Raw genomic sequence first — 25,388 nt, 5'->3', positions numbered from 1 at the left:
CCTTATGGGATAACGGCTATGTTTCTGTGCCGACCAGTCGTTCGGCGGTGAATTTGTCGGTGACAAGGACATCGATCACGCCGGTTCTGAGCGCGCCGGCGATCGCCTCGGTTTTTTTCGAGCCGCCGGCGAGTGCAATGACGCGGTCGACATTGGAGAGGTTCTCCAGCGGAAGGCCTATGACCCGGTCATCGAGCGGTGTCTTGACGGGCTTGCCGTCCTTGTCGAAGAACCTGAGCGAAATATCGCCCACGGCGCCCGCCTGTGCGAGATCGGCAAGCTCCTTGGCGGAAAAGATATTGCCCGAGCGGGCAAGAAGCTCCGATGGCTCGACGGCACCGACACCGACGATTGCGAGCGTGATCGAACCGAAAAGATCAATTGTTTCTCGCACGAAGGGATCGGCCAGCATCAAAAGCTTGGCCTCGCGAGAGGTGGCGACGCCGGGGACCGGCAGCAATTTCGGTTCGGCCTCCGTCAGCCGCGCCAGCCGGGTGGTGATCTGGGTCGCGTGCGTCTGCACGGAAGGATCGCCCATGCCGCCCAGCGTCTGGACGATGTAACGCGCTTTGGCGCCCTTCAAGGGATGGATGTTTTCCACCATCTTGAAGATCGTCTGGCTCCAGCTGGAAACGCCGATGATCTCGTTTTGCGACAGCGTCACCTCGAGAAAATGCGCGGCAGCCTCGCCGATGCGGGCCATGATCGCGCCGTCGCGATCCTCGCTGCAATCGACGACAATGGCTTCCGGCAGATCGAAGCGTTCGCGAAGCTGTGCTTCAAGATCGCTATAGGTACCGGGCGGCGGAATGATGCTGGTGCGCACGATACCTTCCGTTTCGGCACGCTTCAGCATGCGCGAGACTGTGGCCTGCGAAAGATTGAGATGTTCGGCAATCTCCGCCTGCCGCCTGTGCTCGCTGAAATACATCTGCGCCACGCGGGATATCATCCGAAGTTCGTTGATCCTGCCCATAAGCCCTCCAGGGTGAATTTTTATTCACCCTTACCCGACGTCACAGGTAACGTCGAGCGCGCAATCGCGTCGCGCCAGACGGCAAGCCGTTGCCTGCCGTCACCGGACGAAGGCGCGATGGCGTTGCCGTGACTGTTGAGCGCGGCGATGGCGTCGAGATCGCTCCATAGACCGAGGGCGAGGCCGGCAAGATAGGCCGCGCCAAGCGCGGAGGCTTCCGGCGCGTCACGCTGGATGACGGGGTGGTCCAGCATGTCGGCGACGCATTGCATGAGGAAACGGTTCTGGCTCGGCCCGCCATCCACGAACAGCTGTCCGAAGCCGGAGGGCGACTGCGCGCGCATGGTCGAGAAGACGTCATAAACCTGAAAGGCGATGGAATCGGTAACGGCGCGGGCCATCTGCGCGCGACTTGTGCTGAAATTGATCTGCGAAAATAGCGCGCGGCAATTGGAATCCCAATAGGGCGCGCCGAGGCCGACAAAGGCCGGGACGAAACCGGGGCCATCTGGTTCAGCGGTCGCGGCAAGCTCCACAAGAGATGCGACATCTGGCAGGCCGAGAATGTCCGTCATCCACGGCAGGGAGGCGGCAGACACAAGAATATTGCCCTCGAAGGCGAAAGTCGGCTTGCCGTGAATCCTCCAGGCAACTGTCGTGGTGATGCCGCGCTCTGGCGCGATGAAATGCGGCAGCGTCGTCATCACCGATGAGCCGGTGCCGAACGTCACCTTGCCGTCACCGGGATTGAAGGCGCCGTGGCCGAAGAGGGCGGCGTGGCTGTCGCCGACGGCAGCCAGAATAGGCGTGCCGTCCTTGATGCCGGGAACACCTGATGTCACGCCGAAGTCGCCGCTGCTGTCGCGCGGGTCGGGTAGGGCGTTGATGTCGATGCCAAAAAGGTCACAAAGCTCTTCGCTCCACACCTGCCGGTTGAGATCGAGCACCTGGCTTCGGGCCGCGTTGGAGGCGTCGCAGGCATGCACCTTGCCGCCGGTCAGGCAGTGGATCAGCCAGCTATCGATGGTGCCGAGGCGAAGGCTGCGGCCCTTCGGCGCACGCTCCAACAGCCAGCGCATCTTGGCGCCGGGAAACATCGGGTCAATAGGCAGGCCGGTCAGCGCCATGACACGTTCGGAATGGCCCTTGCCGATGAGATCGGTGCATTCCTGCGCAGTGCGGCGGCATTGCCAGCTCAAGACCGGGCCGAGCGGCTCGCCGGTTTCACCGTCCCAGATCGTCACCGATTCGCGCTGGTTGGAAATGGCGATGGCTTCAATGCTGACGGCAGAGGGTGCCGAAGACAGGCAGGCGGAAATCGCTTCGCGCACCGAGGCCCAGATACGGTTCGGATCCTGCTCCACCCAGCCGGGCTGCGGATAGGTGATGCCGACCGGCGATGAACCGCGCGCCAGCAATTCTCCTGTTTCAGAAACGAGAATGGCCTTGGAATTGGTGGTGCCCTGATCGATGGACAGAATGGCGCGCATCACTTGAGTTCTTTCGTCGGCAGTTTTTTCGTTTCAGCCTTGCGGTGATTAAACGACGATATTGCAAAGGGTGTCGCCGCGCATCCGAAGACACGCGACGACCCTGGGAGGAGACTTACTTTCTCTTCAGCAGTACAGCTGCAGCCTCCGCGATGGCCGCGGGTGCCATGCCAAACTCATCGAGCAGCCATTCTGCCGAGCCGGTATGGGCAAAGACGCCCGGAACGCCGAGGCGCTTCATCGGCACGGGGGCATGATCGACAACAACTTCGGCGATGGCAGAGCCGAGACCGCCGAAGATCGAATGTTCTTCAGCCGTCAGGATTGCGCCGGTTTCCTTCGCTGCGGCAATGATGGCCGCCTCGTCGATCGGGCGCACGGTTGCCATGTTAAGCACACGCGCCTTGATGCCACGACCGGCCAGAATATCGGCGGCCTTGACGATGCGGTGTGTCAGCGTGCCATTGGCGATCAGCGTTATGTCGGAACCTTCGCGAAGCAGGTTGGCGCGGCCGAGTTCAAAGACGTGGCCATCAGGAAGAAGGTCCGGCACGCCGACGCGCGACAGGCGCAGGAAGCAGGGGCCGGCATAGTCCGCGGCCCATTTGACGGCGGCGGCCGTTTCGATGCGGTCGCAGGGGGCAATCACCGGCAGGTTTGGCAGAACGCGGGTCCAGGCGAAATCCTCGATCGAGTGATGCGTCGGACCCAGTTCGCCATAGGCCATGCCCGAGGAGATGCCGATGAGCTTCACATTGGCGTTGGAATAGGCGAGGTCTGCCTTAATCTGTTCCAGCGCGCGACCGGTCAGAAAACAAGATGCGCCGCAGACGAAGGGAAGCTGGCCGCCATTGGCAAGGCCGGCGCCGACGCCCACCATGTTCTGTTCGGCAATGCCGACATTGACGAGGCGCTCGGGGAATTTCGACTTGAAGCCGCCGAGCTTCGAGGAGCCGACTGAATCGTTGCAGACGGCCACGACCCTGTCGTTTGCAGCGGCCAGCGCTTCCAGCGTTTCGGCGAAGGCGTCGCGGCAATCATAGAGTTTGGCGGTGGTTACGGGCGCGTTCATTACAATGCCTCCGAAAGTTCTTTGACGGCAATTTCGTATTGTTCCTTGCTTGGAACCTTGTGGTGCCAGTCGACGCGGTCCTGCATGAATGAAATGCCGTGACCCTTATTGGTGTGCGCAACGATGCAATGCGGGCGCTCGCTGCGATGTTCGAGCGCCGGGACGATCTCTTCCATCGCGTTGCCGTTGATTTCGCTCACCTCCCAGCCGAATGCTTCAAGCTTCGGGCGAAGCGGCGCGACGTCGTTGGTTTCCGAGATCGCAGCACCCTGCTGGAAACGGTTATGGTCGATGATAAGCGTCAGATTGTTAAGCTCGAACTGCGCTGCGGACATGATGGCTTCCCAGTTGGAGCCCTCCTGCATCTCGCCATCACCGGTCATGACATAGGTATGGTAATCCGCTCCCGAAAGCTTGGCCGCCTTGGCCATTCCGACGGCAACTGGAAGCCCGTGGCCAAGCGGGCCGGTATTGGTCTCGACCCCCGGTACCTTGTTACAGTTGGGGTGGCCATTGAGGCGGGAATTGGGTTGCAGGAAGGTCGAGATTTCCTCTTCCGGGATAAAGCCACGTTTGGCGAGCGTCACATAAAGCGCGCAGGCGGTGTGGCCTTTCGACAGCACGAAACGGTCGCGGGCAGGGTTCTTCGGTTCTTCCGGCCAGATGCGCAATACGCGGAAATAAAGGGCGGTCATGATGTCGATCGCCGACATTTCTCCGCCGATATGGCCGGCACCCGCTTCGAAAACAGCCTGGACGTCGCGAAGGCGAATCTGGCGCGCAATGCGCTCTAGCTCTGTGGGCTGCATGGGATCCTCTTCAAAAACATGCGTGTGAATATTTATACAGCTGCTTATATAATTGCAGACGTGGCGTTTCTGTCAAGCTGGAATTGTGAATTGTCCTGTTTCAATCCGTGCCGATTATTTCTGCCGCTTCATTTGCACCACTGATGAAGCGCACGTCCCAGCCTCATTCCTGGGCTCGTCACGGGAATCTGCTTAGCCCAAGTCCTTTGGCTGAAAGGGCTCTCCTTGCCACGCAGGCGCGCTTGCGCTTGATTCCTGCGATGTGCACCGGAACGGGATGGGAGGCGCAGGTGTGCAGCGATCCCATCACCCGCAAGGCCCGTCCCGCCCTCCAAGCCTATTGACAAGTTTCTCTCAACTGGCTTATGCATGTTTCACCGAGCATGAATAATTATTCTAATCGGTTTAAAAAAATGCAAGATAGCCACTTGGAGGAGCCATGTCCGTGCTTGAACGCAATGAGGGGGTTACGCACACCAGAAGCCCGCTTGCCTGGCTAAGCGGTGCGACCGGACCTCTTTTGGGCCTGCTGCTGCTGTGTGTCTTCCTGACCTTCACCAGCGAAAATTTTCTGTCGCTTCGAAACGGTCTCAACATCCTCGACCAGATCACCGTGCTCGGCATCATGGCCGTTGGCATGACCTTCGTCATTCTGCTCGGCGGCATCGATCTGTCCGTCGGTTCGGTGCTGGCGCTTTCGATGATGATCATGGGCTGGACAGCCAATGTCGCGGGCATGCCCATGGGCATGGCCATCATGCTGGCGCTCATCGCATCCGCAGCCTGCGGCCTTGTCGTCGGCGTTCTCGTCACCGCCTTCCGGGTTCCGGCCTTCATCGCGACGCTTGCCATGATGTCGGTGGCGCGCGGCCTTGCCAATATGATCACGGACGGTCAGCAGATCGTCGGTTTCCCTGACTGGTTCATGATGCTGGCCATCGACCGCCATTTCGGCGTACTGACGGCGACCGTGCTGCTGATGCTGGTCGTTGTTCTGGTGTCGTTTCTTTTCCTGCGCTTCCGCTCCGAAGGCCGCACCGTATATGCGGTTGGCGGCAACCCGGAAGTGGCGCGACTTGCCGGCATCAACGTCGCCTTGGTGACGATCTGCGTCTATGTTGCCTGTGCGGTTCTTGCCGGTCTGGCGGGTATCGTTCTTGCAGCCCGTCTTGACTCGGTGCAGCCCTCCAGCGGTTTTGGCTACGAGCTGGATACGATCGCGGCTGTCGTCATCGGCGGGACCTCGCTTTCGGGCGGTGCCGGCGGCATCGGCGGAACGCTGATCGGCGTGCTCATCATCGGCGTGCTGCGCAACGGCCTCAACCTGCTCAATGTTTCACCCTTTCTGCAACAGGTCATCATCGGTGTGGTTATCGTGCTGGCCGTGGGCGCTGAAACATTGCGCCGGCGCAGAAGCTGAATTTGCCTGCGGAGGGCGATGAGCCGTCCGCGCAATAGACGACCCTCCCGGTATGGGAGGCGTGAAAAGCGGCCGAAGGGGAGGAGGTTTGATCTGCCCGAAGGTCAAAAATCAACAAATGGAGGAATAATCATGAAATTTTCACGCATTCTGCTGACATCCGCCGCCCTTCTCGCCCTGTCGCTCGGTCCGGCCAACGCCGCCGAAGTCAAGAAGATCGGCCTTGCCGTTGCCAATCTTCAGGCGAACTTCTTCAACCAGATCAAGCAGGCCGTCGAAGCCGAAGCCAAGACGCGCGGCATCACCGTTGTCACCGTCGATGCCAAGGGCGACGGTCCGACGCAGGTCAACCAGATCCAGGATCTCCTGACGCAGAACATCGACGCGCTGATCTATATTCCGGCTGGTGCCGCTGCGGCGACCGTTCCGGTCAAGCTTGCCAAGGCGGCCGGTGTGCCCGTCATCAACGTCGACCGCAATGCCGACGGCGCACCGGGCGATACCTTCCTCGCAACCGATTCCGTCGCTTCCGCCAAGTCGGTCTGCGACTACATCATCAAGCAGGCAGGCGGCTCGGGCAAGATGGTCATCATTCATGGCCAGAAGGGCACGACACCGGAAGTCGACCGCACCAAGGGCTGCATGGAATCGGTCAAGGCCAATTCCGGCGTGAAGATCGTTGCCGAACAGTGGTCCAACATGTGGAGCCAGGATGAAGGCTTCCAGATCATGCAGAACATGCTGCAGGCCAATCCTGATGTTTCCATCGTCTTTGCCCAGGCAGACGGTCTGGCGCTCGGCGCGGCACAGGCGATCAAGGTCGCCAACCCTTCGCAGAAGATCGTCGTTGGCGGCTTCGATGGCGACACGGCAGCGCTTGAGGCGCTGAAGAACGGCGTCTTTGACGTGACAGCGACGCAGCAGACCCAGAAGATGGGCCGCACGGCTGTCGAGATGGCCGTCAAGATCGTCGGCGGCGAGAAGGTTCCGGCCGTGCAGCTCTCCGAGGCGACGCTGACGACGAAGGAAAACGTCGACGGCTTCATTGCCAATCATCCCTGATACATCCGCCCCCGCGCACTCCATCCGGATGCGCGGGGGCGTCATCTGTTCGTTTTCAGGCAATTCGGACGCAAAGCCGTGGCGCATCGCTGCCACGCGTGTTTCCCAGGAGGTCCCGTCATGCGCGAGCCGGTTCTTTCGCTCCGTGGCATCAGCAAACGTTACGGCCCGCTCGAGGTTCTGAAAAGCGTCGATCTCGACGTCTATCCGGGTGAAGTCGTGGCGTTGCTGGGTGAAAACGGGGCGGGCAAGTCCACCCTGTCAGGCATCATCGCCGGTTCCCGCGAGCCGTCCGAAGGAAAGATGACCTGGCTTGGCCAGCCCTATACACCCGCTTCGCCGCGTGAGGCGATAGACAAGGGCATTGTACTCATCCATCAGGAGCTGAAGCTTCTGCCGGAGCTCTCCATCGCTGAAAACGTCTTTATCGGCCGCTGGCCGATGAAGAACGGCATCGTCGACCGCGCCGAAATGGTACGGAGGGCGCAGCAGCAGTTGGCGCGTCTCAATCTGCATATTCCCGCAACCCGTAAGGTGGCGGGCCTTTCGACCGCGAACCAGCAACTGATCGAAATCGCCAAGGCGCTGGCGCTTGATGCCAAGCTCCTGATCCTCGACGAGCCGACGGCGGCCCTTGGCGGTGCGGAAACCCAGGCCCTGTTCGAGCAGGTTCGCAAGCTGCGCGCAGAGGGCGTGGGCATCATCTATATTTCCCACCGCATGGAAGAGATCAGGCAGATCACCGACCGCATCGTCGTGCTGCGCGACGGTGAGCGGGTGCATGAATTTGAAGACAGCGCGACACCTGTGCGCACCATCGTCGAAAGCATGGTCGGCCGGTCGCTGGAACGCCTGTTCCCGGCGCTGCCCGAACCGCAGGAAAAAACGGTGCTGGAGGTCAAGGGGCTGACTGGCACGGGCAATTCTTTCCGCGACATCAGTTTCGGCGTCCGTGCAGGCGAAATTCTTGGAATTGCCGGGCTGATCGGCGCGGGGCGTACCGAACTGGTGCGTGCCATTTCCGGTGCCGATCCGACCAGTGCGGGCGAGGTTTTGCTCGATGGACAGGTGCTGACGCTGAAAAGCCCGGCGGATGCGATTGCGAAGGGCATCGTCATGGTGCCGGAAGACCGCAAGCTTCAGGGGCTGGTTGTCGAGCATGAGATCGGTGAGAACCTGATCTACGCCAATCTCGACCGTGTCGGCACCGGCTGGATAACGCCTAGCATCAAGCGTGCTTTTACGAAGGAGGCAATTGCCAAATTCGGCGTGAAGGGCCGCAGCGAACAGCCTGCCTCGGATCTCTCCGGCGGCAACCAGCAGAAGGTCGTCATCGCCAAATGGCTTGCACGTAACCCGCGCGTGGTTGTGCTGGACGAGCCGACGCGCGGCATCGATGTCGGCGCGCGGGCTGGCATTTACGATATTATCGTCGGTCTGGCCAAAAGCGGCGTTGCCGTCATCGTCGTCAGTTCCGATCTGGAAGAGGTGCTGGGCGTTTCAAACCGTATCCTCGTTCTTGCGCAGGGAAAACAGGCCGGAATCCTCAATCGCGACGAGGCCAACGACGTCTCGGTCATGGAACTGGCAACCATCTGAAGAAGGAAATAGAGAATGTCCACCATCACGCTCAACGCGCCGAAACTCTTCGATCTTTCCGGCCAGGTGGCGTTCGTCACCGGTGCCGGTTCCGGCATCGGCCAGCGGATCGCCATGGGGCTTGCCCAGTCCGGTGCCGATGTCGCGCTGCTTGACCGCCGCACCGATGACGGCCTGGCGCAGACGGCCGATTTCATTGCCAGGGCTGGTCGCAAGTCGATCCAAATCGCCGCCGATGTCACCAGCAAGCAGGCGCTGAGCGAAGCGGTAGCACGCACGCAGGCCGAACTCGGTGCTCTCTCGCTTGCCGTCAACGCCGCCGGCATCGCGAACGCCAATCCTGCCGAGGAAATGGAGGAAAGCCAGTTCCAGACGATGATGGACATCAACCTGAAGGGTGTGTTCCTCTCCTGCCAGGCGCAAGCCAATGCCATGCTGAAGAACGGTCGCGGCGCAATCGTCAACATTGCCTCCATGTCCGGCGTCATCGTCAATCGCGGCCTGATGCAGTGCCACTACAATGCATCTAAGGCTGGCGTCATCCACATGTCCAAATCCATGGCGATGGAATGGGTGGGGCGCGGCATCCGCGTCAACACCATCTCGCCGGGTTACACCGCGACGCCGATGAACACGCGGCCGGAAATGGTGCACCAGACGAAACTGTTCGAAGAGCAGACCCCGATGCAGCGCATGGCGGGCGTCGATGAAATGGTCGGCCCGGCGATCTTCCTGCTGTCAGATGCGGCGAGCTTCGTGACGGGCGTGGACCTTTTGGTAGATGGCGGGTTCTGCTGCTGGTAGGGTTTGCGCGGCAGCGCCGCCCGAATTGATGACCACGTGCAAGAGGTAAGGTGGTCTGCCTTTTGATTTTACGCCCGGCTTTCGCCGGGCGTTTTTTATTCACCGCACAGGCGCGTGAAGACTAGGCAACCTGCTTCTGCGCCACTTCCTCGACAACCTCGCCCTTCAGATAGGCAACGAGGTCCTTGATCGTCACGACGAGCAGACCGTGGCGTTCGGCGAAGATTTCGAGCTGGGGCAGGCGGGCCATGGTGCCGTCGTCATTGGCGACTTCGCAGATGGTGCCGCAGGGGTACTTGCCCGCCAGGCGGCACAGATCGACGGCGGCTTCCGTGTGGCCGGTGCGGCCGAGCACGCCTTCAGGGTTGGCGCGTAGCGGGAAGATATGGCCGGGGCGGGCGAAGTCTTCGGGACGCGAGCCTTCCGACACCAGCGCACGCACGGTCTTTGCCCGGTCGGCAGCGGAAATGCCTGTCGTGGTGCCGGGAATATAGTCCACGGAGACGGTGAAGGCTGTCTTAAGGGATTCGGTATTGCGCGACACCATCAGCGGAATGTCGAGCGCGTCGAGGCGCTCTCCCGGCATGGCGACGCAGATCAGCCCGCGCGCATGGTTCATCATGAATGCGATCTGCTGCGGGGTTATGCTGTCGGACGCGGCGATGATATCGCCTTCGTTTTCGCGGTCTTCGTCGTCAACGACAATTACCATCTCGCCACGGGATATGGCTTCGATTGCGTCTTCAATTTTAGCAATGGTCATTTTCTTTCAAGCCTTTCAAGGGTTATGCCGTTTTGCGGCATTTTCGCGCTTCAAGAAGCGCCAAATATCCCTTGGGCGAACAATGCAATGCGAAGCCCGCTGCATGCGGGCGTCTTTTGCCTTGTCCTCTTCCATCCGGACTATACCGTCGGCTCCGGCCTCTCACCGGATCTGCTGACCTTCCGGCTTTGGAGACCGGAAGCGCTCGCGGGCTCCGGGAATATCCCGATACCGCCGGTGGGGAATTACACCCCGCCCTGAGAACATTGCCAACATAAGTTATCAAATGGGGAGGAAGCAAGCGGCAATATTTTGACAGGCTCCGCGCGCGCGAAACGGATATCCCGATTATATTCGAGACCGGGTATTTCATTTCGGAATAAGAATTGTCTGGGGTAAGAGACCGGACGGTGGCGGTTATGGGTAGCGCAATTGCAAGTTCGGCGACGAGAAGCATTTGGTAGGCTGCGTCGCGGTCGATCCAAAAGGAAGGCTGTTCAATGAGTTGAGCTGTTCTGAGGAAGCGAACTCGAGGCACTAGATCTCCCAAGTCTTTCAGCGTGCCTTTCCTCGACGAGGATTGATGATTTCGATCATGTAAAAATCTCGCTCATTATTGGTGAACAAGCAGCTATTGGATTGAGCAATGGCAGCCACGATTGTGTCCAAGCCGCTTCGCGGGCTGCCCACTGCCTTTCCTTGCGCCATTAGCTTTTCCCAAATGAGCGCAGCGTCCTTATCAAGTGCAATGTCAAGGCATGATGCCTTATTAGGAAGTTGCGGCCGCTGCAGTTGCGGTTCGTGGATAGGTTACCAGACCCTGTTTTATGCTGGTCGTTACGCCAATCGTTTCCATTCGGGAACCGAGCAATGCATGCGCCTCACGCCGAGCAAGTGAAGGCACTTTTGGTCGCTCACCCTGACGCTCTCATCTTTTCATTCCGTTTCATATTCGGCTTTCGGATGGTAAGTGCTGTCATCACCCGTCTTTCCGGTGTGTCCCCCTTTGGTTTTTTCACTATCAATCTGGTCAGTGCTTTGGTCTGGGGGATAGTCGTGGCGACCGCCGGCCATTTTTTTGCAAACGCGATCGAAACAGCTTTTGGCCATTTGGGATTCTACCCTGACCTCGTTGTTGCGCTGGTGATCGTTCGGATCGTTTGGGGACTGGTCATTTGTCTCACACAAAACGAGCCAGGACCTCCAGGCCGAGCTGCGTTTGGCGGCAGAAGACAAGCCACGCTGTGCAATCATCCGCAACATCTGGCGTGCCCTGGAGACCTGAGCGCGAAATCGGAGACACCGCCACAAGCCGGGCGCAATCAAGACCCGCTCAGGCAGCCTGCGACAGTGCAGGGGAACCAATGCCTCAGATCGCGGAGACGGCGTCTTGCAGCAGACACCTCACCTGGCCAGCGACCGTCTTGAGGTGGGGATTGTCGATCGCTTGCATCGAGGCGACGGGATCGATGGCGCTGACCATGATGGTCCCTTCCTCCAGCGATCGCACGATCACATTGCAGGGCAGCATGGCGCCGACCCTGGGCTCCATCTTCATCGCCTCAAGCGCCATCATCGGATTGCAGGCGCCGAGAATGAGATAGTCAGCTATATCGACGTCGAGCTTCTTCTTCATTGTCGCTCGCACATCGATTTCGGTTAGCACACCGAATCCTTTGGTCGACAGGGCCTCCCTCGTGGCTGCGACCACAGCGTCAAATGGCATGCCTTTGATTGTCTTATCGAGTGTATAGGCCATGATCTCACTCCCTGGCGACCGGCGCATGCCGATCTTGTTGCCGGTGTTGGACCCACACCGGAGTATATCCTCTGAGGGTCGCGCACCTCCTAGACGGCGGTGCCCACCAGCGCGCCAATGCCTGCCGTCAGCGCCATGGCAAAGGCACCTCAGAAGGTGACCCGGATTGTGGCTTTCATCACGTCTGCCCCGCCAGCCTTGGCGCCGATGGCTCCAAGCAGCGCGAGAAACAACAGCGAAGCAGCCGAGACGAGCCAGACAAGTTGGTCTGCCGGCGCCAGCCACACCATTGCGAGCGGCATCGTGGCACCGACAGCAAAGGTCAGCGCCGATGTCAGGGCAGCCACGATCGGTCTCGCAGTGGTGATCTCGGAGATGCCGAGTTCTTCGCGGGCATGCGCCTCAAGCGCATCCTTCTGCATCAACTGCTCGGCCACCCTTCTGGCCAGATCGATATCGACACCGCGTCTGGCATAAAGTTGCGCCAATTCTTCTCGCTCCAGATTGGGTTGGCTCTCAAGCTCCAGTCGTTCGCGGTTGAGATCGGCCTGCTCGGTGTCCGCCTGGGAGCTTACCGAGACATATTCGCCCGCCGCCATCGACATGGCCCCTGCCACAAGTCCTGCGATGCCGGCGATCAGAATCTCGGAACTCCCCGCCGCAGAGGCTGCGACCCCGACGATCAGGCTTGCGGTCGACACGATGCCGTCATTGGCGCCGAGAACGGCCGCTCGCAGCCATCCTATCCGGGAAACGAGATGCGTTTCGCTGTGAAGGCTCCTCATAAAGCCCTCCGGATGACGCCATCAAGGCGAGCTGCGAGAGCGATGGTGTTGGAGATCGTACCGTATTTGCGGACGTTCTTGTGCAGGAGTTCGAGCCGCTGTTCGCTCTCCTCAGTATCGACCAAGAGTTCGTAGTCGATGGAGACGATACGCGGCAGATCATCCTGCCGGACGGCATGAAGCATCACTTCGACACCATCGAGAGAGAAATCGAGGAGGGGCAGGACGCGCTCGATCCCCTTGATCATGCAGGCTGCAATCGACGCCAGCAACAGTTCGGCCGGATTGAAGGCGTCGACCGGGCCGGTCAGTCCGGTAGCAAGCCTGATATCTGCATTCTCTGTGCGCGCCACGCTCTCGCTGGGATCAATCCGCCGTGCCAAGATTCTGTATTCAAGCATCGCAAGTCCTCCCTCATGTGACCCTCTTGGAGGAACACGAGAGACACCGTATCATCTGACCTCATGCGGGACTTGATCGACGTCAAGACAAGGGAAGACCGTCCACCACCAAGATCATGAGGCTCGCTGCAAGGACAGCATAGGATATGCAGTTGGGGCAGACTAAGACCTCGGCAGGCGAGACAAGCTCTAGCCACTTGATGCAGATCAGCACCAAATTTACAGTTGCAAACGGAGCCAGTGTGTCTCACGAGGTCAGTTCGCCGGCCCCTACGGCGGTATGGCGGTTGAGAAGATGAGGATCAGCATCATGCCGATCCCGGTGGCGACAATCGGCGTGCCCGTCCACCTGCTGACCCGACCCAACACCGGCTGGAGGTTTGCATGTTGCGCCAGGCCTACCCGTGTGATCATTATTATCGTACGCGCGATGATGCTGTTCAGCGTCGCGACGACGGCGCTCGCGCTCAGACGGTTCGTATCCTTTCAATGGGAGGCCTGAAAGCGACCTCCCATCGGATGAAATTAATCAGACCCACGTCGTTATGAGTCAACGGGGAAGTCGGTCGAGACCGAGACGGTGCGCCATTCGGAGAGAATGGCGTTGTCCTGTGCATGCTTCTTTTCGATCGCTGCGACGGTATCACTACCGAGCGGGAGGCGGACCGGCGGATTGGGGGCGTCAGCGAAGGCGATCAGGACCTCTGCCAGTTTTTGAGGGTTGCCCGGCTGGTTGTGGCTGAGACCGGCCGCTATCGTGCGGACCTTGCCAGCGGTCGCTTCGTAGTCGCCAATGATATTGCCGCTCACCGACAAGGACGAACCGTCGAGGAAGTCGGTCCGGAAATAACCCGGCTCGATGACGGTGACATGGATGCCAAGCGGCGCCAGTTCGTCATGCAGGGCTTCGCTCAGCCCCTCGACGGCAAATTTCGTCGAGGAGTAGACCCCGAAACCTGCTGCGCCGCGATAGCCGCCGATCGACGAGATATTCAGGATGCGGCCGGAACGAGCCCGGCGCATGAAGGGCAGAACGGCGCGGGTCACGTTGAGGAGACCAAAGACGTTGGTGCGGTATACAGCCTCGACCTCAGCCACGGTTGCTTCTTCGACGGCACCCATCAATCCGAACCCAGCATTGTTGAGCAGGATATCGATGCGGCCGAAGCGCTCGATCGCTGCCTTCACGGCTGCGCTCGCCTGTTTGTCGTCGGTCACGTCGAGGACGACCGGAAGCAGGTTGGGGTGTTCGCCGAACCGCTCGGTGATCGCCTTCGGATTACGGGCGGTGGCGACGACGGCGTCGCCCTGTGCAAGAGCGCGTGTGGTGACGAGGGCGCCAAAGCCGCGCGAGGCGCCAGTGATGAACCAGATTTTCATGAGGGTGTTCCTTGATGCTGGATTGATGGGGAAAGCGTTGGGCCGAGGGCTCAAGGGCGCGGCGATGTCATGGTGCAGAATGTCAATTCCATGTCGCGGGCCAGCAGCTCCGGAAAGCGCGCCATGACGGCTTTGGTGTAGGGCTGCTCAAAATGCGCATCGAGATCAGCGCGCGATCGCCAGTTCTCATAGAGAATCCAGACGCTGGGATCATGGTTGTCGCGGTGCAGGTGATAGTCGATCGATCCCCCCTCGGCGCGGGTCGGTAAGACCAGAGCCTGCAACGCTTCGCCAAGCGTCGCGGCACAGTCCGGCTTGGCCGTCAGCCTGGCAATCAAAGTCAATGTTTCGGTCATGTCAGTCTCCCTTGAAGGCGTCTGCGGGGTAAACGGCTTCCCACCCTGCGGTCGGGTCCGTCGCCAGCGTCCAGATTGTGTCGGCTGCCTCTCTCGCCTCTGTCGATCCGGGGCCGACGAGTGTGGCGATTGTCGCCACCGCGATGCGGATGCCGCGTTCGGCGAGAGGGCCGGCCAGACCTTCGACGACATTTCTAAGGGCCGCCTTGCCAAGGCCGAGACTGGCATAGCCGGCATGGGGTGAGACGGCGAGGCCGCCACCTGTAACCAGAATCGTACCGCCGCGGGCACCGAACAACTCAACGGATGCCCGGATCGTGTGAAGGCCGGCAGCGACATTGGTGGCGAGGTCGTCCGTGACCTCATCGTCGCGCATGCTGAACAGATCCTGTTCACGCACGAACGCGGCATTGAAAAGGACCGCCGTCAGCCCGCCGGACATGCGGTCGCCCTCGGCGACCGCCTTGCGCAGTGCGATCGGGTCGGTCGCATCAGCTTGCAAAGTCGAGACGTGGAGACCTTGCCCGGAAAGGGTTCTGGACAGACCGGTGAGACGATCGGCATTGCGAGCGGTGAGCACGACATGCCAGCCTTCCCGCCCGAATTTCTCCGCAACAGCCTGCCCGATGCCGGGGCCGGCGCCGATAATCATGATGGAGTTCGTCATGGGATATTCTCCTGATGTGCTGGCCATCGCGATGCCGTGACGGCCAGCCGGGTGAGAAAGGGTCACGGCAGGACTTCCGCCAGCTCGATCAGATTGCCGAAGGGATCGCAGAAGAAGGCGAGGCGGCGGCTGATTGCCAAAAGCTCGAACGGCTCGGTCACGATGGTGACGCCGCGCGCCCGCAATTCCTCGACAGTGGCGTCGACGCTTGCGACATTCAGGCAGAAATGGTGGTAGCCGGCATATTTGAGGCTATCGCCGAGATCGGTATAAGGGCGGACCTCCGCCGGCGCCGGATCGCCGCCACCCAGGATTTCCACATAGAAATGGTCGTCAGTCGCGGGTGCGAGATAGGCCAATTGTTCGTCGGCGTAGTCCCATTCGGCAACGACACGGAAGTCGAGTTTCTCGACATACCAGCGCTTTGCGGTTTCGAGGTCCGGCGTGCGGACGGCAACGTGATGACCGCGCATGTCGGCAAAGGGTGATGCAGTGTTGTGGGCGGGAGGAATGAAGTCGGCCATTGTCCTATCTCCTGTGTGGTCCGGCACAAGCGCCGGTTTGCGAGGAGAAATCTGGACCTTTTCAACGATCAGGATTAGAGAGATAATCTTCCTCTCAATGATGAGTGAGATTTGACAATGCGCAGTACGGATCTCTCTGAACTCGCGGCCTTCGATGCGGTCGCCCGTCACCGCAACTTTCGCCGTGCCGGTGAAGAGCGCGGGGTGACGGCCTCGGCGATCAGCCATGCGGTGGGTAATCTCGAGGCACGCGTCGGCATTCGTCTGCTCAATCGAACGACCCGCAGCGTGTCGCTGACTGATGCCGGGGCAATGTTGCTTGCGCAACTGTCGCCCGCCTTCGGCGAGATCGGCTCGGCGCTCGATGCCCTCAACCAGTTTCGCGATACGCCTTTTGGCAAGGTTCGCATCAATGCGCCCAATTCGGTCGCACCGTTCGTATTCCGGTCAGTCATCGGTCCTCTGATTGCAGAAAATCCCGGGCTTCAGCTGGAAATCGTCGCTACCGACCGGCTTGTCGACATTGTGGAGGAGGGGTTCGATGCCGGCATCCGTCTTGGAGAAAGTCTGCGCGATGGCATGACGGCTGTGAAGATCAAACCGCGGCTTCGGTTTGCCGTCGTGGGCTCAACAAGCTATTTCGAACGTTATCCGCTTCCTAAAACCCCGGATGATCTGCGTGGCCATGTCTGCATCCGCAATATTTATCCAAGCGGCAAACCCTACCCTTGGGAGTTCAGCCGCGCTGGCAAGATCATCGAATTCGAGCCGACCGGATCTCTGTCGCTCGATGACCATGAACTGATGGTCGAGGCGGCACTTTCGGGCGTGGGGCTGGCTTACGTCTGGGAAGAGCGCGCGCGTTCCTATGTCCAGAGCGGCAGCCTGGTCGAATGCCTGGCATCCTGGAGTGCGCCCGAGGACTGGCTCTATCTCTATTACCCGACGCGGAAATACCTGTCGGCCGGCCTGCGCGCCGTCATTGATGCGCTGCGTGTGTGAAGGGACTGCAGCCCGACGGTTCGATTTCTATGAAGGCGCTAAACCTCGTCGAGCGAACTAAGGCGAGATTGGTGGCCACTCGTGAAGTGGGGAATGTTAATTCGGCACTTCTGAGGAAGCTTCGCTCGACATTGACAGGTTTTTCGCTGATGGCACGCTTGCGATCAAGACGGGTACCAGCGTTCATGAGGGACAAGGTTTCTTGGGTGCCCAATGGCTTTACGTGATGCAAGAGCAACGCGAGAAAGTCATGCAGGAAACTGGCATCTGTGTTTAAGGTTGGGGTAGCTGCGAGGCTTTCAGTTGGCTGCCACACAGATGACCGGACAGGTGATGACATGACAGAGCTGATGCTTAGGTTTGGCGTCGCTATCGCCATAGGGCTGCTGGTCGGGTTGGAACGGGGCTGGCGTGAACGCGACGAACTGGAAGGCAAGCGTGTTGCCGGCATAAGAACGTTCTCAATCACGGGACTGCTCGGCGCTGTGATCGCAGCTCTCTCCCAACTGTCTGGGGCTCCCTGGATGCTTGTTATTGGATTTTCAGTGTTGGGTGCATTAGTCGGCTGGTTCCAGTTTTGGAAGGCGAGTCAGGACGAAGATTTCAGCGTCACGGTCGTAATTGCGGCGCTGTGTGTCTTCGCATTGGGTGCACTCGCTGTTGTCGGTGATTACAAAGTGGCCGCCGCTGGTGGAGCAGCTTTGGCAGGGCTTCTGGCCAGCAGGGAAATCCTCCATTCTCTGCTGAAGCGGTTGACATGGCCTGAAGTCAGGTCGGCGGTCCTCCTGGCTGGGATGACCACAATCGTACTGCCGCTGCTGCCGAACCGGACCATTGATCCGTGGGGTGGATTAAATCCACACGAGGTTTGGCTGTTCACCGTCCTGACGGCCGCACTGTCCTATCTCGGCTACATTGCTGTCCGCATGCTTGGACCGACGAAGGGTACCCTTATCACTGGACTGTCGGGCGGCATTATCTCATCGACATCGGTCACCGTCGCCTTGGCGAAAAGCGCACATGGTGTAATGAATGCCTTTCCACTGGCGGGCGGGGCTTCGCTTGCAGCAATGGTCTCGATTATCCGTGTCTGCATCGTAGTCGCTCTGCTGAAACCTGATTTGCTAAAGATAATTGCGCCATCGGCGATTGCTGCAGCGTTGGCATTTGGCCTGTGCGGTTTGCTATTGCTTTCGTTCGGGCACGCGCAGAAGGCCGACGAGAGCTCGCTCCCCCGCAATCCTTTTGACCTTATGCAGTTGCTGATATTTGCTGCAGGTTTCGCGGTTGTTTCAACGCTCAGCGCGGCCTTGGTCGAGCGATTTGGGTCAGTCAGTGTTCTTGCGAGTTCTGCTCTGTCTGGCGTGTTCGATGTCGATGTTGCCGTGCTGAGTGCAATCCGCCTCGATGGTGCTATCATTTCGACAGGTCAGGTAGGAGAGGCTATCCTCATGGCAATAGTCGCAAACGGGGCTGGACGCCTTTCACTGGCAATGGTCGCCGGACCCAGTCGATTTTGGCTTCCCCTTTCCGGAGCGACGTTGCTTGCAGCGGGAATTGGCGCGGCCGTCTTCTTTGTCACCGATTTCTCGTGATCCTGCAAACTAGGGATGTTGAGTCAGTCATAGGAAGGGACACTGATTCATTGCCGGGTGTTAGAAAGATGACTGGTCCTGGATAGTCCAAGCCTGTGCTTGAGGAGATTTGTGGAAGCCTCCGGGTGCACAAGAGAATTCTTCTGATATGACTTCTGAGTTTGGTGCGGACATGTGTTCCGCTTCTTTCGCGGCAGAACATAACCGCCAGCCAGTATGGAATACGTAGGCTCGGTCTACTTCACGCTTGTGTGCTCATGACCGAAGCCCGTTAAACGCATTCTCACCGATATTTGGTCGGTAAGTTAAACCGCTTGCGCCACCATCCTCATATTACTGTCCATTCCTGACAACGTGGCCTGTCAGGATTGGATCGTTGAACAGCTTATGAAGCTCCCGCTCAAGCTGATCCTGCGTATAAGGCTTGCCGAGCCGGGAAACGTCAAGATCAACTCCAGGCGGCAGTTCTGCATAGCCCGAGGCGATGAGTATCGGAAGCTTTGGGACAATATGGCGCACTGCAATTGCCAGATCTCCGCCGGTCATACCAGGCATTGAATAGTCGGTGATCAGGAGGTCAAAGCCGGTTCCGTCTCCCAGCTGTTCCAGTGCCTCTTTCCCCGAATGCGCTTCAACGACATCGTGACCGAGGTCCATCAGCATATCGGCTGAGCTCATCGCTATGAGAGGGTCGTCATCCACCAGCAGTATTCGTTTCGGTCCTGATGCGCTCGCGGTCGGGCCAGCCGAGACCTCAATCGCTGCGGAGTCATTTGTGATTTCGGATGTCGAGATTGGGATCCACAGTTCCGCCCTTGTGCCCTTACCCAGTTCGCTTGTCAGCTTGAGGTCGCCTTTCAACTGGGACGCCAGGCCATGGATCATGGAAAGACCAAGTCCGGTGCCTTTTCCAAGTTCCTTGGTCGAAAAAAACGGCTCGATAGCCTTTTGCAGTGTGTCACGATCCATTCCGTGGCCCTGGTCGACGACCGAGAGGGCGACGTAATTGCCTGCCGCAAGCTCACCGGCCTGGACGTTCTGATGGACATGGTCCAGCCCGATAACGATCTCGCCTCCGTCAGGCATGGCATCACGGGCATTGACAACGAGATTGAGGAGCGCGAGCTCGACCTGGTTGGCGTCGGCCGAGACCAGAGGAAGGTGATCTGGCACGTCAGTTTTGATCACCACGGTCGAGCCGACGGACCTTTTCAGAAGGTCTTCCATTCCGGTAACCAGCGCTCGCATATCGACCGGGTCAATGCGTAGGTCCTGCCTGCGCGAGAAAGCGAGAAGCCGTTGGGTGAGGGAAGCGCCACGTTTTGCGCCCTGTTGGGCACCCTCGATGAGGCGGATTGCCCTTGCGTCATTGCCAACGCACTTTCGCAGCAACTCAAGATTACCGAGGACGGCCATCAGGAGGTTGTTGAAATCGTGCGCCACGCCGCCGGTGAGTTGGCCGATCGCTTCCATCTTCTGGGACTGGCGCAAGTGTTGCTCAGCTCGTTCTCGTTGGCTTACCTCTTCCATGACAGTAGCATATGCTTCTTCCAGTTCACGCGTTCGCTCCGCGACGCGCTCTTCCAGAACCTCATTCAACTGCCGTTGATGCTCTTCCGCTTTCAGACGTGAGGTTATGTCGGCCGATACGCCAACAAGCTTGATGGCCTTGCCAGTGCGGTCCCTGTAGAGCTGGGCACGGATCTCCACCCAGTGGGTAGACCCGTCATTCCAGACCGTTCGGTATTCTATCGCGTAGTCGGCGCCCGTTTCGATCGTTGCTCGAACAGCCAACTGCATGCGCTCGAAGTCATCAGGATGGACCGATGCTAAGAGGTCCGCATAGGAAAACTCTTCGTCGGGACCGCGGCCAAAAATTAATCGACATGTTGCCGAAGTGGTCAGTTCATTGGTTGCAAGATCGAGCTCCCACGCGCCAAGCCGGCCGGCGGCAAGGGCCGTCTGGAGGCGACGCTCGCCTTCATCGAGTGCTTCCATTCGGGCCCGGGCATCGAACTGCCGCCGGCGACCGCGCATGGCCGACCGGGCAACACTTATGAAAGTCGTCGCATGAAAAGGTCGCTCGACAAAGCTCACATTTCCCAGAACCTCAGAGAGCCTCGCCGCAGTCGGGTTGCGTTCAGGTCCTCCGCCGCGGTTTGTCAGGATAATGAATGGCAAATCAGACCAACTGGGCTGCGCTGCGATCCAAGCAAAAATCCCTTTCAAGTCCGCTGAACGAAATGCCTCCTCGGTCACCACAGCGAAGGCGATGTTGTCCCCCAGACCTGCGACAAACGACGCAATGTCAGCCACGGTGGTGGAAGATACACCAGCTTCCTTCAGGAGTGACGCTGCAATTTGCGCATCGCGGCCGATCGGAGCATAGACAAGTGCGCGTGTGTCGCCGTTAGGAATTCTTGCTACCCTCCCCGTTGAGAGGAAGAAGCGGGTGTTGATCGCCGACAAAGTTTGGAACGCCGCGAAGGATGCCCTGGAAGTCGGAAAGTGGTTCTCCGAGGGTCAGTCCGTTGCCGGATATTCTGAACTCACGGATCGTGTCTTCGTGAGGGCCTGTGCGCTTCTTGATCACTGATACGGCGCGACGCACTTTTCCGAGCGCCTCGAAATATCTCAGAAGGATGACGCTATCTGCCAGATAAGTGACATCGACGGGCGATTTCATGTCCCCGACGAGGCCATGCTGGGCGACCGTCAGGAATGTGTTGGCTCCCTGCCTGTTGAGGTACTGTAGCAGTTCGTGCATGTGCAAGATGAGAGCATTCTCTTCCGGCATGGAAGCCTGGTAGCCATTGATGCTGTCGATCACCACTGTCTTGGCATCGAAAGTTGATACCCGGTCGCGCACACGCTGTGCAAATTCCCCCGGTGATAGTTCGGCGGCATCGAGTTGCTCGATGTGGACGTGCCCATCTGTCTGCAGCTTCTCCAAGTCGATACCCATTGATCTGGTGCGTGCGTAAAGGAGACCAAGTTCCTCATCGAAAATGAAGACCGCAGCCTTTTCCCCACGCTCGACTGCGGCGTTGACGAACTGCAGAGCAAACAGGCTCTTTCCGGTTCCAGCAGGGCCGATGAGGAGAGTGCTTGATCCACGCTCCACGCCCCCACCGAGAAGGCCGTCGAATTGGGAAAGACCGCTCGACAGGGTCGTTCGTTCGAATTCGGTTCTGTGCTCAATCGCGCGAAGGCGCGGAAAAACTGCAACGCCACCAGTCTTGATAGTGAAATCATGATAGCCGCCGCGAAACGACTGACCGCGATACTTGATCACTCTCAACCGACGCCGCTCGGAGCCGTAATCGGGAGCAAGCTGTTCGAGATGAATGACACCGTGGACTACGCTATGGACCGTCTTGTCAAAATTTTCCGACGTCATGTCATCAAGCAGCAGCACCGTTGCATCGGAGCGAGCGAAGAAGTGTTTCAATGCGAGGATTTGTCTGCGGTATCGCAACGAACTCTGCGCTAGAAGGCGAATTTCAGAGAGGCTATCAATTACGACGCGCTGGGGTTTGATCCGCTCAAAGGCTTGGAAAATCAGTTTTGTCGTTTCACCCAACTCGAGATCTGAGGAGTAGAGCAGGCTTTGCTGTTGCTCGGCGTCGAGAAGGCTTTCCGGGGGGACGAGTTCAAATATCTCGATCCCGCTACCAATCTCCATGCCATGCGATCTGGCGCAATCGCGCAATTCTTCGTCCGTTTCCGACAGGCTGATGTAAAGGCAGCGCTCGCCGCGTATTTCTCCTTCAATAAGGAACTGCAAAGCAATCGTTGTTTTGCCCGTCCCTGGAGAGCCCTCAAGTAAAAAGACATGCCTGCGCGTAAAGCCACCGGAAAGAACATCATCCAGTCCCTTGACGCCAGTTTCTGCTTTTTGACTTAAAACCTGATGCATGTTTCCTCCGGACTTTCTAAAACATCTAGGGCGCGACCTCAGGAGAATCAAGGGCGTAGCGGCGGGAGTGTCTGAGCCCGGACTGCCGATGGCGCCCGCCTCAGCGCCGCAGCGCGCAGCGTTTGGCGACGGTTGGCACCGTAATTTGCACAGGCCGGAAGCTGACTTCGCCGGGTACGCGTGGCTCTTTCGGGAGTAATCTGCGGAGGTCAGGTCACAAACAGCATGATCTCGATTGCGTCCCCGGGGAAGAAGGTTCTTCTTCCGAAGACTGGATCAACCTTAAGCACTGAAGCAAACCCTCCTCAGTTGCGTGTTTTCAATGGCACGCGCTTTGTGTCCACTCGGACGCCACGGTCTTCGTGATCCGCACCAGCGATCGCTATGAAGATTGGGATGGTAGCGACGATTAGCCAGAACTGCTCTTCCGTTCATCGAGGGTGGTCACGGAAGGCGCTGGCGATGGTGCCGACCTAGTGGTGCCCTTTGCTATGCATAAAAACACCATCGGTGGGTGACACCGAAACGTTGGAAGAGACTTGGCGCGAGAAAGCCCCTGGTTCACGTTTGCGCCGCTCGAAGAACGACTTCAGCGGCCCCGTTTCTGGTTGCCGCTGAACATGCCGCCACGATATACCTGGACGTCAGTATCGAACGAGAACAAGACGATATCGGTCTCGGTCAATGCCGTTGGATGTTGTTCGAACGAGGTCACGAACACGCTCTCTCCGTCGGAGACCGTCTCGTTTCCAAATCGAATTTTCCCCTTGAAGACAAAGAGCAGGCAAGCCAACCCGGAGTTATCAGGGGTTGGCAATCTCAGCGTCGTGCCTGCGCTGAGGCGCACGTCAAAGACCCAGACATCGGATCTTACCGTCAATGGCGCTTTTCGTGGCCCTGCAATCAGTCTCCAGCTATCGTCACTGAATTCATCGACGAAATCATGAAACTGCACCATTGGCTCAAGATTTTGAGCGTTAGGACGCAGGAAAATCTGTAGGGCCCGGACGGGTGTTTCCCCAAGCATAAGCTCTTCATGCTGGAAGTGATGGCCGGCGTTCATCATCATGAAACGTGTCTTGTCGAGCTTTTTCTCGTTTCCGACGGTGTCTCGGTGCAGCATCTCGCCGCCGCGCATGTAGGTCAGTATTTCGTCGTCCTTGTGCGGATGCATGCCTATGAGATGACCCGGCTGAACCTGGGCGCGGTCAATCCTGCCGATGGGACCGATCCCGCTGTCGTCGGTTGTCAGTGACAGCCCCGGATACATGATCTCGACGCCGAAGCCCTGGCCTATATTGCCGCGCATACGTCCTGCAGGGATTTTGGTGATGGTCATTGGACTGTTTCCTTCGATCTCGGGCGCGGGCGACAATCGCCCGCGCCGAACGCAGCGACTTGCGCTGTCAGTGGTAGTTCAGGATACCGACGAGCTTCTGGCCGAGCGGGCTCGTCCAGTCGACGGCGAGTTCCGAGATGATCTGGTCGACAGTGGTGATAATTGCGCCTGCCTTTTCCATGCGCCTCAGGGCGATATCGTCGCCGTATTTGGTGTAAGAGGCGGATGCGTCCGCCGAGACCTGCACCTCGTAACCTTCGTCAAGCATCTGGAGGACCGGAAAGGTGACGCAGATTTCCGTGGTCACGCCTGCGACGAACAGCTTGTTGCGGCCGATCGCCTTGACGGCCTGGTTGAAGCCGTCGTGGTGCATGGCGTTGACGATACCCGGGCGCTTGATGCGGGCTTCGAACGCCTCGGGCAGGATTTCCTTGAGTTCCGGAATCAGCGGCCCCTGGATTTGTTCTTCCATGCTGGACGTCAGGATGGTCGGGATGTTGGCGGCTTTGGCGATCCGGGCGAGCTTGAGTGCGTTCTGCTTGACTAGGTTGATGTCGTGGGAGTGGGTCCAGGCCATCGTGCCGATCTGATGGTCGATCAGCAGCATGGCGGAATTCTCGGGAGTAAAGACGTCCTTATGCATTGTCGTATTCCTTTTTGCGTTGTCGGCGGCTGTCGGGTTGGATTTAGGTCCGCTCGATGAGTGGAATTTAGCGTTGCGATAGACGGCACGGTAGCTCTAGGATGAGCCACTCTGTGGAACGGAAAATGGAACGCAATAATGGTCAGCTTCGAAGATATGCAGACTTTCGTTGAGGTCGCCGATGGCGGCGGGATCACGGTTGCGGCGCGACGTCTCGGATTGCCGAAATCCATCGTCAGCCGTCGCCTCGTTCGTCTAGAGAGCGAGCTGGGCGTCCAGCTCCTCGCCCGGACCACACGAGGTGCATCGCTGACGGAGGCTGGAGCGTCGTTTCGCGAGCATGCCGCGCGCATGTGCCTGGAAATGGAGGTTGCGCGCGAGGAGATTGCGCCGACCGGGGAGCTTCGGGGACGGCTGCGCGTCGCCGTTCCGTCATCCTTCGGTCCGCGGCATTTTGCGCCAGCGCTCGCCGAACTGGCCCGCCAGCATCCGCTCTTGCAGCTCCATGCGCACTACAGCGACCGTTACGTCGATCTGGTGGCGGAAGGCTTTGATTGCGGGATACGTGTCGGTTATCTGCAGGACTCGAACCTGACGGCGAGGAAGATCGGTGCATTCGCGGCTGGATTGTTTGCCAACCCCGAATACCTCCGGAAGCATGGCGTCCCGCGAAAGCCTTCCGATCTGCTTGACCATCAGGCGATCCTGCAGGGCACCGAGAGCTGGAAGGTGTCCGATGGCAGCCGAACCATCGTCATCAATGCGCAGGGAAGGTTCAAGGCGGATAGTGCCCTTGGCATTGCCGAAGGGACGGCAGCCGGACTGGGCATCGCTGCACTGCCGGTTGTGATCGCGGAAAGCTATGTTGCCGCAGGGACCCTTGTGCCGATTATGTCGGACTACGGCCTGCCGGAGATCGGCGTTTACATCGTGCGTCCGCCAGGATCGCACGTGTCCCGGAAGGTCAGAGTGCTAATCGACTTCTTCGTGCAGCGCTTCGCGGCAAAGCCCGGTCCCTGACGC

Annotated in this window: 25 protein-coding genes and 1 riboswitch; of the genes, 8 read left to right on the top strand and 17 right to left on the bottom strand. The window is 59.0% G+C overall.

Features of this window, described 5'->3' with window-relative positions; all coding sequences use genetic code 11:
- Positions 1-16: 16 nt before the first annotated feature.
- The 4 genes from AC5SEO_RS18885 to AC5SEO_RS18870 form a co-directional block, all read right to left on the bottom strand.
- Positions 17-976 (bottom strand): sugar-binding transcriptional regulator, encoded by a 960-nt coding sequence (locus AC5SEO_RS18885; RefSeq protein WP_013637520.1) that lies wholly within the window; start codon positions 974-976, stop codon positions 17-19.
- 20 nt (positions 977-996) lie between these two features.
- Positions 997-2,466, bottom strand: a complete 1,470-nt coding sequence (locus tag AC5SEO_RS18880) for an FGGY family carbohydrate kinase (RefSeq protein WP_112179072.1) — start codon at positions 2,464-2,466, stop codon at positions 997-999.
- Positions 2,467-2,581: 115 nt separating this feature from the next.
- Positions 2,582-3,538, bottom strand: a complete 957-nt coding sequence (locus AC5SEO_RS18875; RefSeq protein ID WP_112179074.1) for a transketolase family protein — start codon at positions 3,536-3,538, stop codon at positions 2,582-2,584.
- Positions 3,538-4,347, bottom strand: coding sequence for a transketolase (locus tag AC5SEO_RS18870; protein WP_025591632.1), 810 nt, complete (start codon positions 4,345-4,347; stop codon positions 3,538-3,540). Before AC5SEO_RS18870 ends, AC5SEO_RS18875 begins: the two co-directional genes overlap by 1 nt.
- Before the next feature lie 439 nt (positions 4,348-4,786).
- Between AC5SEO_RS18870 and AC5SEO_RS18865 the strand changes: the two genes are divergently transcribed.
- The 4 genes from AC5SEO_RS18865 to AC5SEO_RS18850 all read left to right on the top strand — a co-directional run bounded on the left by AC5SEO_RS18865 (position 4,787) and on the right by AC5SEO_RS18850 (position 9,232).
- Entirely contained in the window at positions 4,787-5,767 is a 981-nt protein-coding gene (locus AC5SEO_RS18865) for an ABC transporter permease (RefSeq protein ID WP_003517084.1), read from the top strand.
- 132 nt (positions 5,768-5,899) lie between these two features.
- Positions 5,900-6,829 carry a sugar ABC transporter substrate-binding protein gene (locus tag AC5SEO_RS18860; protein ID WP_309510138.1) on the top strand — a complete coding sequence of 310 codons (930 nt, stop codon included), beginning with the start codon at positions 5,900-5,902 and terminating at the stop codon, positions 6,827-6,829.
- A gap of 120 nt (positions 6,830-6,949) precedes the next feature.
- Entirely contained in the window at positions 6,950-8,428 is a 1,479-nt protein-coding gene (locus AC5SEO_RS18855; protein WP_019565851.1) for a sugar ABC transporter ATP-binding protein, read from the top strand.
- Positions 8,429-8,443: 15 nt separating this feature from the next.
- Entirely contained in the window at positions 8,444-9,232 is a 789-nt protein-coding gene (locus AC5SEO_RS18850; RefSeq protein ID WP_003517081.1) for an SDR family oxidoreductase, read from the top strand.
- Positions 9,233-9,353: 121 nt separating this feature from the next.
- Here the strand turns inward: AC5SEO_RS18850 and ribB are convergent, their stop codons facing one another.
- From ribB to AC5SEO_RS18825, 5 genes are all read right to left on the bottom strand, one after another.
- Positions 9,354-9,995, bottom strand: coding sequence for a 3,4-dihydroxy-2-butanone-4-phosphate synthase (ribB, locus tag AC5SEO_RS18845; RefSeq protein WP_035200834.1), 642 nt, complete (start codon positions 9,993-9,995; stop codon positions 9,354-9,356).
- Positions 9,996-10,114: 119 nt separating this feature from the next.
- Positions 10,115-10,264, bottom strand: a riboswitch (FMN riboswitch).
- Positions 10,265-10,931: 667 nt separating this feature from the next.
- Entirely contained in the window at positions 10,932-11,258 is a 327-nt protein-coding gene (locus AC5SEO_RS18840; protein WP_139104335.1) for a hypothetical protein, read from the bottom strand.
- A 106-nt stretch (positions 11,259-11,364) separates the two neighbouring features.
- Entirely contained in the window at positions 11,365-11,754 is a 390-nt protein-coding gene (locus AC5SEO_RS18835) for a DUF302 domain-containing protein (protein ID WP_495363928.1), read from the bottom strand.
- A 149-nt stretch (positions 11,755-11,903) separates the two neighbouring features.
- Positions 11,904-12,539, bottom strand: a complete 636-nt coding sequence (locus tag AC5SEO_RS18830) for a VIT1/CCC1 transporter family protein (RefSeq protein ID WP_495363927.1) — start codon at positions 12,537-12,539, stop codon at positions 11,904-11,906.
- Entirely contained in the window at positions 12,536-12,940 is a 405-nt protein-coding gene (locus AC5SEO_RS18825; protein ID WP_065687622.1) for an OsmC family protein, read from the bottom strand. The genes AC5SEO_RS18830 and AC5SEO_RS18825 overlap by 4 nt, the downstream gene beginning before the upstream one ends.
- A gap of 295 nt (positions 12,941-13,235) precedes the next feature.
- Here AC5SEO_RS18825 and AC5SEO_RS18820 point away from each other — a divergent pair, with 295 nt between their 5' ends.
- Positions 13,236-13,442 (top strand): hypothetical protein, encoded by a 207-nt coding sequence (locus AC5SEO_RS18820; protein WP_003517068.1) that lies wholly within the window; start codon positions 13,236-13,238, stop codon positions 13,440-13,442.
- A 41-nt stretch (positions 13,443-13,483) separates the two neighbouring features.
- On the opposite strand, the gene AC5SEO_RS18815 is transcribed toward AC5SEO_RS18820, so the two are convergent.
- The 4 genes from AC5SEO_RS18815 to AC5SEO_RS18800 form a co-directional block, all read right to left on the bottom strand.
- The gene (locus AC5SEO_RS18815; RefSeq protein ID WP_495363926.1) at positions 13,484-14,320 is read right to left on the bottom strand and encodes an oxidoreductase; all 837 of its coding nucleotides are present in this window, start codon (positions 14,318-14,320) and stop codon (positions 13,484-13,486) included.
- 50 nt (positions 14,321-14,370) lie between these two features.
- Positions 14,371-14,676, bottom strand: a complete 306-nt coding sequence (locus tag AC5SEO_RS18810) for a putative quinol monooxygenase (RefSeq protein ID WP_035200823.1) — start codon at positions 14,674-14,676, stop codon at positions 14,371-14,373.
- Between the two features lies 1 nt (position 14,677).
- On the bottom strand, positions 14,678-15,343 hold the full coding sequence (locus AC5SEO_RS18805) for an SDR family NAD(P)-dependent oxidoreductase (protein ID WP_013637025.1): 666 nt from the start codon (positions 15,341-15,343) through the stop codon (positions 14,678-14,680).
- Between the two features lie 62 nt (positions 15,344-15,405).
- Positions 15,406-15,867: a VOC family protein gene (locus AC5SEO_RS18800; RefSeq protein ID WP_013637024.1), complete on the bottom strand. Its 462-nt coding sequence runs from the start codon at positions 15,865-15,867 to the stop codon at positions 15,406-15,408.
- Between the two features lie 117 nt (positions 15,868-15,984).
- Here AC5SEO_RS18800 and AC5SEO_RS18795 point away from each other — a divergent pair, with 117 nt between their 5' ends.
- Together AC5SEO_RS18795 and AC5SEO_RS18790 are read left to right on the top strand one after the other, a co-directional pair.
- Positions 15,985-16,869, top strand: coding sequence for a LysR family transcriptional regulator (locus AC5SEO_RS18795; RefSeq protein ID WP_003517057.1), 885 nt, complete (start codon positions 15,985-15,987; stop codon positions 16,867-16,869).
- A 338-nt stretch (positions 16,870-17,207) separates the two neighbouring features.
- Positions 17,208-18,464 carry an MgtC/SapB family protein gene (locus AC5SEO_RS18790; protein ID WP_003517054.1) on the top strand — a complete coding sequence of 419 codons (1,257 nt, stop codon included), beginning with the start codon at positions 17,208-17,210 and terminating at the stop codon, positions 18,462-18,464.
- A gap of 333 nt (positions 18,465-18,797) precedes the next feature.
- Here AC5SEO_RS18790 and AC5SEO_RS18785 read toward each other — a convergent pair whose 3' ends face one another.
- The 4 genes from AC5SEO_RS18785 to AC5SEO_RS18770 form a co-directional block, all read right to left on the bottom strand.
- Positions 18,798-20,933 carry a hybrid sensor histidine kinase/response regulator gene (locus tag AC5SEO_RS18785; RefSeq protein WP_050923895.1) on the bottom strand — a complete coding sequence of 712 codons (2,136 nt, stop codon included), beginning with the start codon at positions 20,931-20,933 and terminating at the stop codon, positions 18,798-18,800.
- Entirely contained in the window at positions 20,875-22,383 is a 1,509-nt protein-coding gene (locus AC5SEO_RS18780; RefSeq protein WP_035200817.1) for an ATPase domain-containing protein, read from the bottom strand. Before AC5SEO_RS18780 ends, AC5SEO_RS18785 begins: the two co-directional genes overlap by 59 nt.
- A 589-nt stretch (positions 22,384-22,972) precedes the next feature.
- The gene (locus AC5SEO_RS18775) at positions 22,973-23,722 is read right to left on the bottom strand and encodes a pirin family protein (RefSeq protein ID WP_003517051.1); all 750 of its coding nucleotides are present in this window, start codon (positions 23,720-23,722) and stop codon (positions 22,973-22,975) included.
- A 67-nt stretch (positions 23,723-23,789) separates the two neighbouring features.
- Positions 23,790-24,365 carry an isochorismatase family protein gene (locus tag AC5SEO_RS18770; RefSeq protein WP_003517050.1) on the bottom strand — a complete coding sequence of 192 codons (576 nt, stop codon included), beginning with the start codon at positions 24,363-24,365 and terminating at the stop codon, positions 23,790-23,792.
- Between the two features lie 138 nt (positions 24,366-24,503).
- Between AC5SEO_RS18770 and AC5SEO_RS18765 the strand changes: the two genes are divergently transcribed.
- On the top strand, positions 24,504-25,385 hold the full coding sequence (locus AC5SEO_RS18765) for a LysR family transcriptional regulator (RefSeq protein ID WP_013637529.1): 882 nt from the start codon (positions 24,504-24,506) through the stop codon (positions 25,383-25,385).
- The last annotated feature ends 3 nt before the right edge of the window (positions 25,386-25,388 follow it).

The organism is Agrobacterium sp. K11, from assembly GCF_059429395.1.
The sequence above is the reverse complement of the archived record's forward strand: the minus strand, read 5'-3'. Positions and strand labels throughout refer to the sequence as shown.

Excerpts from the sequence above, each read along its gene's own strand:
- AC5SEO_RS18825 (WP_065687622.1), bottom strand. The coding sequence starts at position 12,940 with ATGCTTGAATACAGAATCTTGGCACGGCGGATTGATCCCAGCGAGAGC.
- AC5SEO_RS18865 (WP_003517084.1), top strand. The coding sequence starts at position 4,787 with ATGTCCGTGCTTGAACGCAATGAGGGGGTTACGCACACCAGAAGCCCG.
- AC5SEO_RS18815 (WP_495363926.1), bottom strand. The coding sequence starts at position 14,320 with ATGAAAATCTGGTTCATCACTGGCGCCTCGCGCGGCTTTGGCGCCCTC.
- ribB (WP_035200834.1), bottom strand. The coding sequence starts at position 9,995 with ATGACCATTGCTAAAATTGAAGACGCAATCGAAGCCATATCCCGTGGC.
- AC5SEO_RS18775 (WP_003517051.1), bottom strand. The coding sequence starts at position 23,722 with ATGACCATCACCAAAATCCCTGCAGGACGTATGCGCGGCAATATAGGC.
- AC5SEO_RS18810 (WP_035200823.1), bottom strand. The coding sequence starts at position 14,676 with ATGACCGAAACATTGACTTTGATTGCCAGGCTGACGGCCAAGCCGGAC.
- AC5SEO_RS18885 (WP_013637520.1), bottom strand. The coding sequence starts at position 976 with ATGGGCAGGATCAACGAACTTCGGATGATATCCCGCGTGGCGCAGATG.
- AC5SEO_RS18840 (WP_139104335.1), bottom strand. The coding sequence starts at position 11,258 with ATGTTGCGGATGATTGCACAGCGTGGCTTGTCTTCTGCCGCCAAACGC.
- AC5SEO_RS18835 (WP_495363928.1), bottom strand. The coding sequence starts at position 11,754 with ATGGCCTATACACTCGATAAGACAATCAAAGGCATGCCATTTGACGCT.
- AC5SEO_RS18770 (WP_003517050.1), bottom strand. The coding sequence starts at position 24,365 with ATGCATAAGGACGTCTTTACTCCCGAGAATTCCGCCATGCTGCTGATC.
- AC5SEO_RS18795 (WP_003517057.1), top strand. The coding sequence starts at position 15,985 with ATGCGCAGTACGGATCTCTCTGAACTCGCGGCCTTCGATGCGGTCGCC.
- AC5SEO_RS18805 (WP_013637025.1), bottom strand. The coding sequence starts at position 15,343 with ATGACGAACTCCATCATGATTATCGGCGCCGGCCCCGGCATCGGGCAG.
- AC5SEO_RS18850 (WP_003517081.1), top strand. The coding sequence starts at position 8,444 with ATGTCCACCATCACGCTCAACGCGCCGAAACTCTTCGATCTTTCCGGC.
- AC5SEO_RS18800 (WP_013637024.1), bottom strand. The coding sequence starts at position 15,867 with ATGGCCGACTTCATTCCTCCCGCCCACAACACTGCATCACCCTTTGCC.
- AC5SEO_RS18780 (WP_035200817.1), bottom strand. The coding sequence starts at position 22,383 with ATGCATCAGGTTTTAAGTCAAAAAGCAGAAACTGGCGTCAAGGGACTG.
- AC5SEO_RS18880 (WP_112179072.1), bottom strand. The coding sequence starts at position 2,466 with ATGCGCGCCATTCTGTCCATCGATCAGGGCACCACCAATTCCAAGGCC.
- AC5SEO_RS18870 (WP_025591632.1), bottom strand. The coding sequence starts at position 4,347 with ATGCAGCCCACAGAGCTAGAGCGCATTGCGCGCCAGATTCGCCTTCGC.
- AC5SEO_RS18860 (WP_309510138.1), top strand. The coding sequence starts at position 5,900 with ATGAAATTTTCACGCATTCTGCTGACATCCGCCGCCCTTCTCGCCCTG.
- AC5SEO_RS18830 (WP_495363927.1), bottom strand. The coding sequence starts at position 12,539 with ATGAGGAGCCTTCACAGCGAAACGCATCTCGTTTCCCGGATAGGATGG.
- AC5SEO_RS18855 (WP_019565851.1), top strand. The coding sequence starts at position 6,950 with ATGCGCGAGCCGGTTCTTTCGCTCCGTGGCATCAGCAAACGTTACGGC.
- AC5SEO_RS18790 (WP_003517054.1), top strand. The coding sequence starts at position 17,208 with ATGACAGAGCTGATGCTTAGGTTTGGCGTCGCTATCGCCATAGGGCTG.
- AC5SEO_RS18820 (WP_003517068.1), top strand. The coding sequence starts at position 13,236 with ATGAGGATCAGCATCATGCCGATCCCGGTGGCGACAATCGGCGTGCCC.
- AC5SEO_RS18875 (WP_112179074.1), bottom strand. The coding sequence starts at position 3,538 with ATGAACGCGCCCGTAACCACCGCCAAACTCTATGATTGCCGCGACGCC.
- AC5SEO_RS18765 (WP_013637529.1), top strand. The coding sequence starts at position 24,504 with ATGGTCAGCTTCGAAGATATGCAGACTTTCGTTGAGGTCGCCGATGGC.